General features: G+C 33.9%; 15 protein-coding genes. All 15 read right to left on the reverse strand.

Annotation, left to right across the window (positions count from 1 at the left end; translation table 11 throughout):
* Window positions 1-80: 80 nt before the first annotated feature.
* The gene (mnmG, locus tag L3049_RS18010) at window positions 81-1958 is read right to left on the reverse strand and encodes a tRNA uridine-5-carboxymethylaminomethyl(34) synthesis enzyme MnmG (RefSeq protein WP_275111217.1); all 1878 of its coding nucleotides are present in this window, start codon (window positions 1956-1958) and stop codon (window positions 81-83) included.
* A 149-nt stretch (window positions 1959-2107) separates the two neighbouring features.
* Window positions 2108-2533 carry an rRNA maturation RNase YbeY gene (gene ybeY, locus L3049_RS18015; protein WP_275111218.1) on the reverse strand — a complete coding sequence of 142 codons (426 nt, stop codon included), beginning with the start codon at window positions 2531-2533 and terminating at the stop codon, window positions 2108-2110.
* On the reverse strand, window positions 2534-2941 hold the full coding sequence (locus L3049_RS18020; RefSeq protein ID WP_275111219.1) for an ATP-binding protein: 408 nt from the start codon (window positions 2939-2941) through the stop codon (window positions 2534-2536).
* On the reverse strand, window positions 2934-6227 hold the full coding sequence (locus L3049_RS18025) for a DUF4175 family protein (RefSeq protein ID WP_275111220.1): 3294 nt from the start codon (window positions 6225-6227) through the stop codon (window positions 2934-2936). The genes L3049_RS18020 and L3049_RS18025 overlap by 8 nt, the downstream gene beginning before the upstream one ends.
* Before the next feature lie 23 nt (window positions 6228-6250).
* Window positions 6251-7477 (reverse strand): murein hydrolase activator EnvC family protein, encoded by a 1227-nt coding sequence (locus L3049_RS18030; protein WP_275111221.1) that lies wholly within the window; start codon window positions 7475-7477, stop codon window positions 6251-6253.
* A gap of 7 nt (window positions 7478-7484) precedes the next feature.
* Window positions 7485-8348, reverse strand: coding sequence for a lipoprotein insertase outer membrane protein LolB1 (gene lolB1, locus L3049_RS18035; RefSeq protein WP_275111222.1), 864 nt, complete (start codon window positions 8346-8348; stop codon window positions 7485-7487).
* Window positions 8338-10104, reverse strand: a complete 1767-nt coding sequence (locus tag L3049_RS18040; RefSeq protein WP_275111223.1) for a tetratricopeptide repeat protein — start codon at window positions 10102-10104, stop codon at window positions 8338-8340. The genes lolB1 and L3049_RS18040 overlap by 11 nt, the downstream gene beginning before the upstream one ends.
* Window positions 10105-10116: 12 nt before the next feature.
* The gene (locus L3049_RS18045; protein WP_275111224.1) at window positions 10117-11121 is read right to left on the reverse strand and encodes a sugar phosphate nucleotidyltransferase; all 1005 of its coding nucleotides are present in this window, start codon (window positions 11119-11121) and stop codon (window positions 10117-10119) included.
* 101 nt (window positions 11122-11222) lie between these two features.
* A complete protein-coding gene (gene dut, locus L3049_RS18050; protein ID WP_275111225.1) occupies window positions 11223-11657 on the reverse strand; it encodes a dUTP diphosphatase in 435 nt (144 codons plus the stop codon).
* Between the two features lie 83 nt (window positions 11658-11740).
* Window positions 11741-13234 carry a lipopolysaccharide biosynthesis protein gene (locus L3049_RS18055; RefSeq protein ID WP_275111226.1) on the reverse strand — a complete coding sequence of 498 codons (1494 nt, stop codon included), beginning with the start codon at window positions 13232-13234 and terminating at the stop codon, window positions 11741-11743.
* A gap of 386 nt (window positions 13235-13620) precedes the next feature.
* A complete protein-coding gene (locus L3049_RS18060) occupies window positions 13621-13989 on the reverse strand; it encodes a YccF domain-containing protein (protein ID WP_275111227.1) in 369 nt (122 codons plus the stop codon).
* A gap of 6 nt (window positions 13990-13995) precedes the next feature.
* Entirely contained in the window at window positions 13996-14991 is a 996-nt protein-coding gene (locus tag L3049_RS18065) for a DUF3187 family protein (protein WP_275111228.1), read from the reverse strand.
* Window positions 14992-15038: 47 nt separating this feature from the next.
* Entirely contained in the window at window positions 15039-15992 is a 954-nt protein-coding gene (locus L3049_RS18070; protein WP_275111229.1) for an ROK family protein, read from the reverse strand.
* Window positions 15993-16063: 71 nt separating this feature from the next.
* Complete coding sequence (locus tag L3049_RS18075; RefSeq protein ID WP_275111230.1) at window positions 16064-17353, reverse strand: HlyD family secretion protein; 1290 nt, start codon at window positions 17351-17353, stop codon at window positions 16064-16066.
* Window positions 17354-17393: 40 nt separating this feature from the next.
* Window positions 17394-17753, reverse strand: a complete 360-nt coding sequence (locus tag L3049_RS18080) for a four helix bundle protein (RefSeq protein WP_275111231.1) — start codon at window positions 17751-17753, stop codon at window positions 17394-17396.
* Window positions 17754-17759 lie beyond the last annotated feature (6 nt).

Consider the following 17759-nt stretch of genomic DNA (forward strand, 5'->3'; position numbering starts at 1 on the left):
TTTTGCGAAAGCAAAAAGGCAATTTCGGGCGTTTTAAGGAGTAAACTTTTTTAAAATACTCCTTAGTTCCACGTGGAACATCACCTCCCCATAAGGACTAAAAGAACGTTTATATCACTAGGAGAAACTCCTGGAATACGCGATGCTTGTCCAATAGTTTCAGGCTTAATTTTATCTAATTTTTGACGTGCTTCAGTAGATAATGACTGCAGTGTCGTATAATCAAAACGATCTGTTATTACAATCCTTTCTAATCTTGTTAACTTATCAGCAATCAATTTCTCTCTTTCGATATAACCAGCATACTTGATCAAGACTTCTGCCGCTTCCACAATTTCTTCCCTCCTATTTGGAATAGATTCTACAATTTCTTTCAAAGGTAGAACATCTTCTACTAAATCTAAAATCGTTACCTGAGGACGTAAAATTATATCATGTAATTTAACTCCTTGCTTCAAAGGTGAAGTTCCTAATTTTTCTAAAACAGGATTTAAGAATTTTGGTTTACAGCTAAACTCTTTACAAAAGGTAACTAATTTATCTCTATAAGCAATCTTCTCTTCTAATAAATCAATACGCTTTTGCTCCACCAAACCAAGCTTAAATGCTTTTGGTGTCAACCTTACATCAGCATCATCCTGACGCAATAGAATTCTATATTCGGCACGAGAGGTAAACATTCGGTAAGGCTCGTCCACTCCTTTTGTTACAAGATCATCAATTAAAACACCGATATAAGCTTCATCCCTTTTTAACGTAAAAGCATCACGATTCTGAACTTTCAAACTTGCATTTATTCCGGCAAGCATTCCTTGAGCTCCAGCTTCCTCATATCCCGTAGTTCCATTTATCTGACCTGCAAAATATAGATTCTCAATCAGCTTTGTTTCTAATGTATGATGCAGTTGTGTTGGAGCAAAATAATCGTATTCAATAGCATATCCCGGACGATACATTTTGACATTTTCTAAGCCAGGAACTTTTTTTAATCCATTCAACTGAATGTCCCAAGCCAAACTAGAAGAAAAACCATTGATGTAATACTCACGTGTTGTTTCTCCTTCCGGTTCAAGAAACAAAAGGTGTTCTTTTTTCTCGGCAAAGGTTGTGAGCTTCGATTCAATACTCGGACAATAACGTGGACCTGTACTCTGAATGGTTCCATCGTACATTGGTGATTCTTCAAAACCCAGTTCAAGTTCTGAATGAACTTCAGGGTTTGTATAAGTAATATAACAAGGACGTTGAATCAACTCCTTATCAACATGATTATCTAAATATGAAAAACGATGAAAATCCTCTTCCCCATCCTGACGTTTCATTACTGAGAAATCAATACTTCTTCCGTCTAAACGAGCAGGTGTTCCTGTTTTCATTCTACCGACTTCGAAACCAATAGATTTTAACTGCTCACTAATTCCTAATGAAGCTGGCTCTGAAGAACGGCCCCCCATTTCCTGCTTACGACCAACGTGCATTAAGCCATTAAGGAATGTTCCATTGGTTAAAACAACTGTCTTAGATTTAATATCGATCCCAAGCTTTGTTTTAACACCAACAACTTTCTCCCCTTCAAACAAAAGTCCCACGACAGCATCCTGCCACATATCCAGATTATCTGTATTTTCTACAACTGTTCTCCACTCTGCAGAAAACACCATACGGTCACACTGAGCTCGTGGACTCCACATAGCTGGTCCTTTGGAACGGTTTAGCATTCTAAATTGAATGGATGATCTATCGGTTACAATACCAGTGTAGCCCCCTAGTGCATCAATCTCTCTTACAATTTGCCCTTTAGCAATACCACCTATAGCAGGATTACAAGACATTTGAGCGATCTTATTCATATCCATAGTGATTAAAAGCACTGAGGATCCCAGATTGGCAGCTGCAGTTGCTGCCTCACAACCTGCATGACCAGCACCAACTACTATTACATCATATTTAGCTAACATATAATAAAAGATATATATATTCGTAATTCTTTATCTATCTACAAAGATAATTATTTTATCTACAATACTGAATATCAATAAAATACAAAACGCCACAAAGCGTTAAATCGCTATAATTCAGTTTGATAGATTAAAAAAATTTCACAAACTTAATGAATCTTGGAAAGTAAAGCTAATGATTCATCTTCCTTTTGGGTCATTATTTCCTGATCCTCATCACACTTATCATCAATCCCAAGCAAGTGAAGTACGCCATGCACTATCACTCTATGTAGCTCTTCAAAGAAATCAACTTGATAGTCTTTGGCATTATCACGAACGGTATCAACAGAAATAAATAAATCTCCTGATATGATATCCGCAATAGTGTAGTCAAACGTAATGATATCTGTAAAATAATCGTGATTTAAATGTTCACGATTCATCTCTAACAAATAATCATCAGAACAAAAATAATAATTAATCTCCCCTATTTCGAAACCATTATTAACAACAACGCGATTGACCCAATTGCTTATACGCTCTTGATCAATCGCGGGAATACTAGTTTCACACGAATCATATGTAATCAACATTTATACTAATCTAAATTTCATTTCAACCAATGCACCATTTTCATTAAATTCAATGTCATCAGCCAAGTGGTTCATTAAAAAGATACCACGACCATGTGTTTTTTCAAGATTTTCAGGAAGTGTTGGATCAGGTATGCTTGCAAAATCAAAACCTTTCCCTTCATCTTCAATTAAAAAGCTAATTGCTTCGTCGTCAATATCGTATTCTATCTTTACTTTTTTAGAAATATCTAATTGGTTCCCATGCAAGATTGCATTGTTAACAGCCTCGATTATGGCAACAGAGATTTTTCCATATATCTCAGCACTTAAATTGTGAGATGATGAAATGTCGTCGATGAGTTTTTCTACTCTAGTTATGTTCTCTAATTCGGATGGAAAGATTAGCAATTTTTCAGATTTAGTCATTGTTAATATTAATCATGTAGTCCAAATACAATTTGTTATAATAATCGAACATCTTTACATAAGAGTCATTGAAAACGCCTTCAAAATCTGTTCGTACTCTTTTATACTTAAATATTGCTTTAGGGTTACTCAATTTATGACTTTGCCCCGATTTACTTTCTCTTTTTTTATCAAAATCTTTTTCCCTCTGGGCGTTTTCGGCCTTTAACAAACGCGAAATAATTCTATTTTGTCTTTTAAGAGTATTCGAATTTATAGAAAAATTTGATACTTCTACTTCCGTTTTATCAATCATTTTCATTATTTCACGTAATATATTCTCGCTTTCATCTCCAATCCCTCCTTTTTGAAGAATTTCACGCAAATTTTGCTGAAACATTTCCTGTTTTTGCAAAAACTTGCCTAGCTTCTCTTTTGAACCTGGTTTTCCATTTCCATCTTTCATTTCCTGAATCATCTGTTCAAGCATCTTTTTTAAAGATTCCTGTTGCGACTTCATACCAGAAAAGGAAGGTTGATTACCTTTCTTATCCCCCATCTGACTCCCCGGCATTCCGTTAGCCATTTGTTCCATCAATTGCTTCAATGCCTCCGATAAGAAAACTGCTAACTCATTAATTTCAGTCATCGATTTTTGTTGTGCAATATTGGCCTGAACTTTTCTTCTATTATTCGCGAACTCTAATATTTGATCTAAGTAATCGCTAATGTCAAAAATTCTGTTTCCTATTAAAGCTGCCACTTGAGGAGAATGAGAAGATAAAGAAAGTAAGGAATCCTGAATTAAAATATATTCCTCTTTTAAGACAGCTTGCTGCTCAATCATTTTTACAAACAAAGGATTTCGATAATCTATCCTTTTGTAATCTGTTATTAGATCTTCCTGTTGAAAAGAGAAATCTATCAAATTATTCATTAAACGAATTAAATTGTCAATGTCAACACTTAATTGTGCTCCTACCGATTGTGCAAGATTATTCTTTAATTTTTGAGAAAGGGCTTTTTGCATTTTTGAAGTACCCTTCATATTTTTTGTCGCCTTAGAATTTTTTCCATTCTCCAATAGATTTTCAGTTTCTTTCATTTTCTCTGAAATTTCCTGAACATCATCTGAAGAATCATCAAATTGATATGGGTCATTAATACCAGAATTCTTTTCTAATAATTTTTTTAAGTCATTTTGTAAATCGTCCCATTTTTTCTTATCCTCAAGTTGCTGAGATTTCATTTTTTCGCCCTCTTTCTTGGCTAGGGTACTGATTTCGTCTTGATGATCAGCTAATTTCTCAATTCTATCGGCGATTTGATTCATACGTATCTCAATATCATAACGTTCCAACAAACTAAGGTTGCGATCCATTTGTTTCTGAAAATCGTCGAAAGACATCTGAATTTTGTTTCCAAGCTTATTTAATTCTTCTGGTTTGAATTCTTCGGCCAATTTATTGAATTCTTCGAATAATTTTTTCAAATCATCATCCATCACATTTTCCAGAAGCTGATCGATCTGTTTTTGTTTTTCAAGAAGAAGAGAATCTTTTTTACCCATTGAATTCATCAATTGATTTTTCTTCCCATTCTCATTTTTTATCTGATTTAATAATTGGTCTAAATTTTTCTTCTTTTCTTCAATTTCTTGAAACATTTGTTGCTGTTGCCATTTATCTCCCATACCGTCAAGAAGATTTTTTTGCATACGCTTAATGTCATCTTGTATCGATTGACTCAAATCAATTCCTTGTTCAATTTGATTGGCAATGCTATCTTGAATGGTCGTATTTAAATCATACAACTGTTTCGAATCTGGAATTAAAAAAGAATATTGTTGAGAACGTGTCATTTTAGGACTGTTCACAGCATCATTATCAAAAACTTCGAAATAATACTGGATTTGACTTCCTTCGGAAAAATCAACACTCGTAAAATCGAAAGCAAAATAAAACTCTTGCGAACTCAATTTTCGATTAATCGATATTGGAATGTAAACGGGAATTTGGTCGTTCAAAATATAACAAAAGCGCAATTTTGAAAAAGCATAATCATCCTTAATGATACCTTTAAAATAATAACCTGATGTTAGAACAGAATCTTGCAAGGAAGACACATTTATTTGTGGATACAAATCAGGAATTACATCTATTTTATAATTGGCATATTGTAAATTCTTAAAATGATCATTGTCGAGATAGATTCGATAAGAGGTTTTTTGTCTTATCTCCTTTGAAAATTGATAGTTTAGAGATGCCTTTTTAGAATTGATTAAGCGCACAGAATCTTTCAGAAACATTTGAATATTACTAGCATCGTCAGCTTCAAAAGACCATTGCAGCAAAGAGCCTTCTGGCACGCTAACATCTCCTAAACTTTCTTCCTTTTTGGAAGGGATATTTGTATATGCAGGAGCCTTAATCAGTAAATTAAATGCGTTAATTCCGGGCTTAGATAGGAGTTCAATCTGATAGGTTTTCGAAATGACTTTACCTGCCTTTAAATAAAAAGACACATCTGAATTTAAGTTTCTAAAGGCATAAGAAAAAGTATTCCCTTTTTCCTTTTTCAGTAAAAATTGATTTCCACCATAGATAAGGTAAACATCAGCTGGAACATATTTTCCCTCTGTTGCTACTTTTAAATTAAAATCTGAGCCTCTAACTACTTTCATTAATGATGTATCCATCACAAATTTAAAGTCAGCAGGCGGGCTATATTCTTGTCTGAAATGCACTAACCTATTTGTGCTAGCAGAATACATATCAGGCATAAAAATATAACCAGATACAATAGCAATCGCGATAATTAGCAAGTATTTTACAAAGCTGATATTAGACTTAAATGAAATGGCTTTTCGAAATGGAATTAATCGAATGGATTCTATTCTTTGGTTAATACTTGCAACCAAAAGTGAATTATTAAGCGTTCCATTTTTCTCTGATAATTCAGTAAGCTCTAAAGTATTCACCAAGCGATCCTGTACTTCAGGAAAATGATTTGTTATAATCCCAATTGCTTGTCGATAAGAAATTCTTTTGCCAATTCGTAACAATCCAACCAGTGGTAATAAAATAAGACGGAAAAGAAGGATTCCGAAAAACACACAAGAAAAGATGGCTAAAAAGGTTCGAAAGGGAACCGAGAAGTAAAGTAAATATTCAGAATAGGAAATAATTATAAAGTAGGAAAATGCAAGAATAATACCCAAAAGCGAACCTCTTAGAAGCTGATTTTGATAGTATTTTCGAATAAATCGATCTAATTTTTCAATGAAAATGTCTTGACTGGTCTCCATACCAATATCTTACGTAAAAAGAATCAATTACGATACAACCACAAAGAAGGGTTTAGCTTAGTACTGCCTTTCCACAACTGGAATTTTAGAACCGTTTGACTTTGCGCTTGATCTGTGTAAACAACTCCAATTTTCTCTTTCGCAGTAACTGTATCTCCTTTTTTAACGACTACACTAGACAAGTTCGAATACACCGAAAAGAATTCTCCATGACGAATAATTATTACATTATTCAAGCCTGGCATGGATAAGATATGCGTTACTTCACCTTTAAAAATAGATCGACATTCTGACTTGGCATCAGTCGTAATGTTAACACCATCGTTTCGAACGTTAACATGCTTAAGTACTGCATGTTTGTGCTCGCCAAATTTTTCTGAGATGAAGCCTGTTTTCGTTGGCCAAGGCAATTTACCTTTATTTTTATCGAAGGAGGCCGATAAAACTTTCTCTTCTGGCGTTAAACCAAATTTACCTGTTCCCGTTTTTTTCTTAGAAGCCAACTTCGCTGCGCGAGCAATAATTCGTTGAATTTCCTTCTCTAATTTTTTTGAATACTGCTGTTGCTTTCTCAGGTCGTTTCTTAATTGCTTTTCTTTTTTCTTTAGCTTAGAAACAATTGCCGCTTGCTGCGATTTTTCTTGTGTTAAACTATTGTTCTCTTTTGTTTTTTCTGATAAAAGAACCAGTTTTTCCTTTTTCGCCAAGTTCAAGCTGTTCAATTTAACCTCTAAGCTCTCCCTTTTAAGAGCTATTGTTTTGCCTTGCTTTCGGCTGTATTCTGAAAATTGTTGCAAATATTTGTACCTCTTATAGGCCTGATTAAAATCTTTCGAAGAAAGCAAAAACATCAACTTTTCGTATGAATTCTTTTGCTTGTACGCATACAATATCACCTTGGCGTATTGATCCTTTAATTTAAGCAACTCACTCTCTAGAGTTTTTACTTCTTTATTCGTTTTATCAATCTGAGATCCCATGTAAGAAATCTCATTTTCTATTGATTTTAGAAGTGCTTGTCTAGCCTTAATTCTTTGATTTAACAGATTTAACTGGCCAAGACTTACACTTTTGGTTTTTAAAGTATTCTTTAATAGAGTATTAGTATAAGCAATGTCTTTCGCATTTTGCTCTTTCCTTTTTTTAAGGGTAGAAATACTGGTTTGAGCATGCATGTCTACCGAAATGAATAACAGTAGTACAAAAACAATGTAGTATATTTTGCTGATAATTAATCTATTATTGCCCATATATGTTTTATGGATAAATTCTTTCGTATTTGTCTGAGATTCTAAATGAAAATCTTAATTTTTCATCAAAACTTATCTTGTTAAACTTAACGTTACAAGATAATAAATGTTTTGGATCCTTAACCTCAAAACTTAGGCGTTGAGGAAACTTCTTATTTTCAAAAGGCTTAAAATCTCGATACTTAATGGATATATTTCTAGCATCATCAAACTCTTTCACCAGAACATCTGTAATTCTCATTAAAGATGGGTCGATATCAAAGCGTTGATAGCCAAATCGATTTAATTTACGAATCTTATCTTTTTTTAATTTACGATCTATCTTCCTCGCTTTTTCGGATATAAAAACATATTTATTTTCTACTATTTTACCGTCAAAAGTTCGTTTAAAAGCCTTTTCCTTCTCATTATTAACCACACTAAAAATAGAATTGGTAAGGATGCTTTGAAAAGAATTAAAATCCAGATCCATGTTTAACTTATCGGAAAAGAAACTAAAATCATCAACAAAATAACGCTTCTTCATTCTATCAAGCATTTTAACAGAATCTGGCGTTACCAACAATCTAGCTACTTCAATACCTCCGACTGCATTTATTGTTATCAATATCAGACTATCTTTTTGGATTTTCATTGAGCCCTTAAAACTCTTCTTTATGCCATCTGCGGTAAAGCTTGCCGAAAACTTCTTCACGTAAAAACTTGAATAATGAAGGCTACTATCCTGCAAACTATTGTAGAGTTTATTATCAGACATTGGTCTGGCTTTTTCTACACCTAATTCATAAAATGATTTACATGAAAACTGAAAAAGGGCAATGATAATGATCAAAGCCCTCAATACAATTTTTGAATATATTCTATTGCTCATTTTTATCCGTCTCTGCAGGAATTGTTCCTGTCTTTATTTTCTCAGCCAAATACTCCGACCCGTCACCTATCTCAATTGCTTTTTTCCACTCTTCTAGAGCCTTTTCTTCATCACCTAAACGATAAAGAATATCACCGTAATGCTCAACAATAACGGCAGATTCTCCACCTCCAAACTCCAATGATTTCTCCAATACTTTTTTAGCTTCAGTAAATTCACCTAAACGGTAAAGAACCCATCCGTGAGTATCTAAATAAGTCGAATTTTCAGCTTCCAACTTCACACATAAAGAGCTCATCTTCTTTGCTTTTTCGAGGTTCACGCCTTTAACCGAAAGATAATAACTATAATTGTTTAACACAATTACATTGTTCGAATCAAAAAGTAAAACTTCATCATAAGCTTTGAAAGCTTTTTCCGCTTTTCCCATTTGATAATAAGCATCTCCCAAATAAGTCTGGAACTGAATCTTCAAAGCCAAATTTTCACCTATGTATGCCGATCCTTCTTCTAAGCTTTCAATTGCAGTTTTATAATCTTCTTTTTGAGCTGCAGAAACACCTCTAAAAATGTATAATAATGGCTGACTAGGGAAGTATTTTAAGGCTTCTGTACTTTCATTGTACATGCTCTCAAAATCCAATAAAGCATTATTAATTAATAATAATTCCTCCCACACCACATAGTTGGTTTTCTCTTCCTCAAGCACCTTTCTTAAGTGAAACCTTGCACCTTCATTGTCATTTCTTCTTTTCAGAAAATCAGCATACAAAGCATGCACTCTTACTTCACCAGGATGAATTGCAACTAATTTATCCAACAACTCTTTTAAAAACTCATCAGACATACTATCCTTTTCTCCGTTCATAAGAATAGAGATTAGGAATTGTATTTTTTGATCTGAATCTATTTCTGTTTTTTCAAATGCTTTGGATAAAGCGCTATTTCTCTTTTCAACATCGCCCTTTTGGCGGTAAAAATTAGCTAAATAGAAATGAACTAAACCATTGTCTGGATCAATTTTAAGGATTTCCTGGTATTGTTTAAATGCCTTATCCTCCTCTTTATCGGCCAAATATAAATCAGCTAACATTCCATAAAACTCTGCTCGATATGGATATTTCTTTATTAGCTTCTGAAGTTCAGCATAAGCCATTTTACGATTTCCTAAAGCAATATATAAACGTTCTTTCTCCAATGAAATTCCCTCTTGAACACCAATCCTTTTTTCCAAACGATTATAAGCCTCAATTGCTTCTTCAAACTTCTCAACTGAAGCATAAAGGCTAGCTTGCAAATAATAAAAATCGTTACGCTCAGGATGCAATTCAACCAGCTCACCATAGACCTTACAAGCATGATCTATCATACCCTTTTTTTGGTAAATGTTCGCCAATTGAATTTGATACCACAAATTATGAGGTTGCAATGCAACAGCACTTCGAGCTAACTCTAAGGCGTTGTTATAGTTCTCTTGACTCAGATAAATGTTGGCCAATTCATAATGAACGACAGCACTCGATGGGTCGATTTTTAAGCATGAAGCATACAAAGAAACCCCTTTTTCTAACTCCCCCAGTAAAACAGCCTTTGTTGCTTCGGTAAAAGCAAAATCAAATTCTAATTTTTGCTGTTCAGTTAATTTAAGTTCTTTCTGTAGCTTATCCTTTTTTGCACCTGGCACTATTTCACCAGCCGAAACTGGAGCAGCCATCATGCTTATTAAAAGAATTCCTATCCAAAATTTACGTCCCACCTTCATCCATCTTTATTTTGAAAAGCTCGCAAAATCACCAACATTCAACTCAGATACATCGCCTTGAATTTCAACATGATTACCAATCATTGAATTTTCAAGATTCAGATTCTCCAGGTTTGAATTTCGTTGAATAATAGAATTACGAACCAAAGTATTACTAACTACTGTATTGGCTCCTACTGAAACGTGAGGTCCAATTACTGAATTTTCAATTTTTACATTCTCCCCAATATAACAAGGAGGAATAATAATGGAATTAACAGCATTTGAAGTTGAACAAACTAATTCATCCTCTCGGTGATATTCCAATATTCTTTGATTGGTATGAACTGTTGCGTCTTTATTACCACAATCCATCCACTCAATCACTTGACCAGGCTTAAAGCTTAGTCCTTTGTTTTTCATGTTCTCCAAAGCATCTGTAAGTTGGTATTCTCCATTTACAATTACTTCATTGTCCATTAAGTATTTTAATTCGTCTCTTAGGTTATCACCATCTTTAAAATAGTAAATCCCAATAATTGCCAAGTCTGATACAAACTCTTTAGGCTTCTCAACAAAATCAGTAATGTTGTTTTTGTCGTCAATTTTAACAACTCCAAAAGCCGAAGGATCCTCAACTTGTTGTACCCAAATAACACTATCTGCATCTGCATCTAAAACAAAGTCTGCTTTGAATAAAGTATCTGCGAAAGCAACTACAACCTTATCGGATAAAGATGGTGCTGCACAATAAATTGCATGAGCTGTACCCAATGCTTCTTTCTGATAATAAATGCTTGCCTTAGCACCAATTTGTTCTGCAATTACAACCAACTGTTCTTCAACTTCCTTGCCAAAATCACCAATAATGTAAGCTATTTCATCAATTGCCTCATCAGATACCTTTGCAATTTCCTCAACTAAACGCTGAACAATCGGTTTTCCTGCAATCGGTATAAGAGGTTTTGGTACAGTTAAAGTATGAGGACGCATACGTTTCCCCATTCCAGCCATTGGAACAATAATTTTCATTTGTAGTATAGATTAGTAGTGTAATTCTAAATTAGGTAAAAAACGAATCAAATGTACTGTTTTGGAATTAGTTTTGATCCGATTTAATATATTTTAACGCATTAAGCCTTACCGGTATGTCCAAAACCACCTGCTCCGCGTTCTGATGCCTCTAGGTCTTCAACAGGTTCCCAATTCACAGTTTCGTGAGCTGCTACCACCATTTGACAAACTCGATCGCCATCTTTAATTTCAACATCATTATTTGAAAGATTTGCTAAAATAACACCTATTTCGCCTCGATAATCAGCATCAATCGTACCTGGACTGTTTAAAACTGTAATTCCTTCTTTAAAAGCCATGCCTGAACGAGGGCGAATTTGCGCTTCGAAACCAGCTGGTAATTCAATAAATAAACCTGTTGGAATAATTCTACGCTCTAAAGATTTTAATACAATTGACTCATCTAGGTTTGCTCTAAGATCCATTCCAGCAGATAATTCAGTACTGTATTTTGGTAGATCGTGTTTCGATTTGTTAACGATTTTTACTTTCATATGTATTGTAGCTATTTTTATTTTTTGGAATCGCTAAGATACATTTTTCAAATCTCTTATGAAAGATTGTGATTTACTAATGCTTAGTTTAATTTCCTGTTTATGCCAAGCAATCTGCCCAATGGTAACCACAGCTTCTCTGTTTGAATAAGCACCAATAAAAATAGGACTAAAAGAGGTGTTTTGGCAGCCATTTTCAACCATTGATTATCCATCTCAATACAAGTACTCACCCAAAAAAGCATCATGGCAAATGTCATGTAAAATAAAATTCTTTTTAGATCATAAGGGACTGGATAATGCTTTTGTCCAAGAATATAGGAAACAACTGTCATTGTAACGAAGCATGCCAATACAGCATAAGCCGCTCCATAATATCCAATTCGAGGAACAAGTACGATATTCAATACAATTGTAATAACAGAACCAACAATAGCAATATAAGCTCCATATCGGGTTTTATCGGTTAGTTTATACCATAAAGATAAGGAGAAGAAAATTCCAAAGAACAAGTTGGCAAGTAATACAAATGGAACAATTCCAAGCCCTTCATGATAGGACGAGTCGATTAATATTTTTACGATATCCAAATAGAACATTACTCCTAGGAAAATTAGCAAACCAAAAATCACAAAATATTTTAATACACCAGCATAAACCTGTTTCGAGTTACTCTCTTTAGCTTGCGCAAAAAAGAAAGGCTCAAAAGCATATCTAAAAGCCTGAATAAAAAGAGTCATGATAACGGCTAACTTGTAATTCGCACCATAGATGCCCGTTTGATACATTGGATTTTGATCTGCTGGAATCAATTCAGGCATAGCCAATTTATCCAAATTGATATTTAGCATTCCACAAATACTTACGACCAATATAGGAGCAGAAAACTTTAATACTTTCCGTAACAACTTGCCATCAAACCTAAGCTTAATTCGATAGAAATCAGGAAGTAACAATACTAAATTCAACAAACTTGAAACAAAAAATGCTACAAATATATAACCAATGCCAAAATCGGGATTCCAGATTTTAGTTATTGGGATAGAAGCGTAATTTTCATGAATCCAAGGACATAACAATAAGAAAAATAGATTAATACCAAGATTGGAGAAGATGTTAATTAATTTTAGTCCAGCATATCGCATCGCCCTATTTTCTTGTCGTAATTTGGCAAATGGTAAGGCGGTAATGGCATCAAAACCCAAAGTTAAAGCCAATAAAACAACAAATTCTTTGTTTTCGCTGGCATTTAAATGTCCTGCTAAAGGACTTAGAAAAGTAAAAATCAGTAACCAGAATAAACCTGTTGTTGCTAACAACGAAATAAAACCAGTAGAAAATACAATCGATGAATCCTTCTCTTTACTAACAAATCGGAAATATCCTGTCTCCATTCCATATGTAAGTATAACCAGAAAAATGGCAACGTATGACATTAAATTAGTAACAACTCCGTATTCTTCTGGAAAAAACACATTGGTGTATAGTGGTACCAGTAACCAGTTAAGTAATCTTCCTAAGATGGAACTAAGACCATAAATAACTGTTTCGCCAGCAAGCTTCTTTAATGGATTCAAAATTTGTGTAATTATTGGATTAAAAATGGCAAATATAAACTCTTTTTATTCGCCAATTATAGTAAACTGCTTGAAAATGACTTCGAAATGAATATTTTGACGTTCCACGTGGAGCAATTTTTATTTTGAAAAGGTAAAAAAGACCATTTGGTATTTATATCGAAAATAAATAAGGCCAACACAAACGATTTCGACGGAAATATTTGATAATTTGGGTCTTATATCTTTTTAAAAGTTTTCATATTCCAAAAATTTTATTCACTTTTGTTGTCATACGCGTTAAGGAACGTTTATGTTAGTGTTTGTTGTTTAAGTATTTTGTGAAGATCCTGACCTCTCGGTTGGGATTTTTCTTTTTATACAAACCGTCCATTTAAAGGCTTTAACTACCGAATACTTTTCCCAAAAGGTGTTAGTGCATAACCAGCTAATTTTATGTGCTGCGCAGCAAAAGGAATCCCGATAATTGTAATTGCAAACAACAAGGCAAACAACACGTGCGTTAAGGCAATCCACAATCCTCCAATAAAAATCCAGATGATGTTTAGAATGATGCTTAGGCAACCACCTGCATGCTCATTGTATTCAACCCTTTGTCCAAATGGGGCTAATCCAAGCACTGATAACTGAATGATTTTCAGCCCAAAGGGTATCCCAACTATGGTTAAACACATTAATAACCCACAAATAATATATTCCAGAAAGATAAAAATTCCTCCAAAAATTATCCAAATGATATTTCCTATAATACTCATATTTATCTATTTAAAATGATAAGACACACCGAATTGCAATGTGAAATCTGGCGCAGTGTTTACGATTATATCTTCTATAAATGCACCTGTCAATACTAATTTTTCAGTCAACAAATAATCCAAGCCTAATACCAATTGCCCTGAAGCATATCCTAACTGCTTAGTTTCGGAATCTTTGTAAAAACTAGTATGGAAATCGAATTGCGATTTAAGAAACCATTTATTGTTTAAGTTGTGAGAGAAACCAATGCTTCCAAAACTCACGTTTCTGGAAATTTTATAGTCCAAAACAGCACCTGTACCAACTCTTAAATAGCCCAAAGAATAAAACCAAGCAAACTGTCCTCTTTCAATAATAGGTTTAATAGTACCCGTTAACTGAACACCAAAATCATTCGTTCCACTTCCAACCAGAGTTTCTTTTTTTCCAGTTGCTAATTTAAGAAAAGAGCGTAAAGCTAACTTATGATTTTTCCCTCCAAAAATCGGTGTACATAATGAAACAGAAATATCGCCAACACTTAATTTACTTTCATTCATATTAAAAACGAAACTTTCGTTTTCTAAAAAAAAATAATTTAGGTTATAAGTTGGCATAATCCTTCGAGATTTTTCAGGTAAGTTAAAGGTTTCGTGCCAATCACTTATAAAAGAATCCATTACTCCTGTAGAGTGTCTAACCATTGGAATGGAAATACCCAACTCCAATTTAGATAAAAATCCGTAGGAAAACTGGAGCTCATTTCTATACATTTCACCATCTAAGTATATGGCCTCACCTTTCTTTTTTGCACTCGTTGCATTGTTGGCAATATTAAAATAATTGCCAATATAAAATTCCCCTTTCTCTAAAACAATTCCTCCAGGATTAGTTGGCAATCCAAAAAAATGAACAACAGGACTTTGATTGTGAGTTTGAAAAGGCCTTACCGCCTTTTGTGCCAATAAAGAATTTATGGGAATTAAAAAAAGGAAGTAAAATAGTAGTTGTAACGCTCTCATGTAATTCTTATAACTAGTCATTTGATGAAGAAGATCAAATCTACTAATTATTCAAGAACTTTCCATACCAAAGCTGCAGCACCCAATAATCCCGAATTCCCTTGTATTTTACTTAGCTCAACTTTGGTTTTACCCTTTAAAACAGAAAGTAAATTATCATCCATATGATACTGGGTAGGTTTTAGAATTAAATCTCCAGCCTTTGCCAAGCCACCTGAAAGAAATATAACTTCAGGATTATTTAGAGCAACAACATTTGCCAAAGCTAAACCTAAAATTCTTCCAGTAAATTCAAAAGACTCCAATGCAATTTTATCACCAGCATAAGCAGCATCAGCTAGGCGCCTAGCACTCATTTTATTAAAAGGAAGGTTACGCAATTCGCTTTTATCATGATGTTTAGCAAAAAGTTTGCTAACTGTTCTTTTAATCCCTGTAGCAGAAACGTAGGTCTCCAAACAACCCAATCGTCCGCAACCACAATGACGACCTTCTGGGCGAACAATTACGTGCCCCAATTCACCTGCAAAGCCAGAATATCCATATAGCAATTCACCATCAATAACAATCCCAGATCCTAGACCTGTACCGAGTGTTAAAACCATAAAATGTTTCATTCCAATAGCACCACCAAAAATCATTTCGGCAACAGCAGCAGCATTAGCATCATTGGTGACGTAAACTGGTATATTCAATTCCCTTTTTAAGAGATCACCCAATTGAAGTTTTCCTTTCCAAGGAAGATTAGAAGCTTCTTCTATACTATTATCGCGATAATTTGCATTTGGAGCTCCAACTCCTGCACCTATCAATTCAAATTTAAAGTGTAACTTTTTAGATAAGGATTTTATTTTTTCGGCTAGAACTTTTACAAAATCATCAAAATTATCAAACTGTTTGGTAAAAATGGAGTCTTGAACAAGGCAATTCCCTTCCTTGTCAACCAATCCGAAGACCGTGTTCGTTCCACCAATATCTATACCAACAGCAAGCTTTTGCATACGAGAATTTATTTGAGTAAAATTATGATTATCTCAAATTAAAAATAATTAAGCTTAAATAAAAGGAAAAACTATAAACGTTCTTTTAAAAGCGCTCTAATTGGATTAAAAATACGTTGAAGCAATCTAAAATCTTCTGTTATAATTTCTGCTTGCCCCTCAATTTGCTGAGCAAATTCGAGCTCAATATCGTAGTTTGTTACCAAACCATTAGGAAAATCAACGTCCAAACTATATTTCTGGTCTTCTGGAACTTTTGAAATAGATCTTATGGTTCCTTCCAACATGCCATATTCAAGATAAGGATAATTATCTAATTTTATATTCACCCTTTGCCCGATTTTAACCTTACCAGCTCCTTGTACTCCTAATTCAACCCTAGCAACTATTTTGGCAGAATCTGAAGGCAAAACAGTAAAAACCCTCTCTCCCGTCTTTACATTTTGATTGGAGCTGTAAAAACGGTTAAAACTAACCTTACCATCAATAGGTGTTGTGAGCACATATTTTTGTTCCCAAATATTAATCTGAGCCTTTAAATTATCGAAGGATTGAATGAGTAGATTCTGTAATTCCTTTCTTTCATTTTCTTTATTCAATTCCAAATCTATGATTTGCTGATTGACCTCAGAAATGCTAATCTGAGTAGAGGCCAGCGAAGAGCGAGAACCATGGAATGCATAACTTTGCTCTAGATATTTCTTACGAGCATTTTGAAAGTCAGACTGGGAAATAACACCCCTAACAAACAAAGATGAATCACGAATAAATTGCTTTTTAGCTATTTCCAATTCACTTTCAGAAATAACTTTTTGTTGGTACTGCCGATCGTAATACAAATTGTATTTACTGATCTTATCTCGATAAGAAGCAATTTTGCGATCGTAATAGTCTAAATCAAAAAAACGTTGATAGTCAACATATGACTTTAAAAAACCATTGTAGTACGATTGAATTTGTCCCAAACGAAAATCACCTTCTAACAATTTGGACTTAATTCCATCCACACCAGTAAGATGCTCATGAAATTCTTCCATTTTTGATTTTAAAACAAAAACATCATCATTAACAGCTGGATTTTCTATAATGGCTAGCAGCTCTCCCTTTTTCACCTCTTGATTATCTGCAACATACAGATTTTGAATCTGCCCGGATGATCGAGCAATCAATTCGGCAGGTGGATTCAGGGTTGTCAGCACCAATTTGGAATGTATTATATCCGGATAACGGAAAAACCAACTGCCCACAACAATTAATAAAATGATCAGAAAGAACATAGTTGTGCCACTACGAATGATCCAATTCGGCATTCTTTGCAGTATTTCCTTTACTTCATCTGATCGTAATTCAATATTATCCATGAATTAATAATTAAAAATGAGTAATTAATAATTACCTCAACTATTTACTCAAATTAGTTTTGGACGTTTCTAGTATTTTAGATAAAATTTTTAAAATTTCCTCACAGTCTAATCGTAACGAATCAAATATCTTTTTATCGATATAATCTGTATCATGTAACAACCTAAGCCAATAATGTGCTTCTCTAGCCTCTTTATAAGAAATTTGCAATTTGGCAATAAAATCTTTTTTGGATATTCCACCTATAGCTTCTTCGATATTCGCTCCAACAGATGTCCCACAGCGCAATATTTGCTTCGATAAAACATATTCCTGTTTCTCAGTCTTTAAATACTTATATAAATTAATGATTCTAACTGCAAAATCATAAGCCTTATCTTTTACCAGATTTGATTTCATAGAATT

It is taken from the genome of Labilibaculum sp. DW002 (assembly GCF_029029525.1).
In the GTDB taxonomy this organism is placed as follows: Bacteria; Bacteroidota; Bacteroidia; order Bacteroidales; family Marinifilaceae; genus Paralabilibaculum; species Paralabilibaculum antarcticum.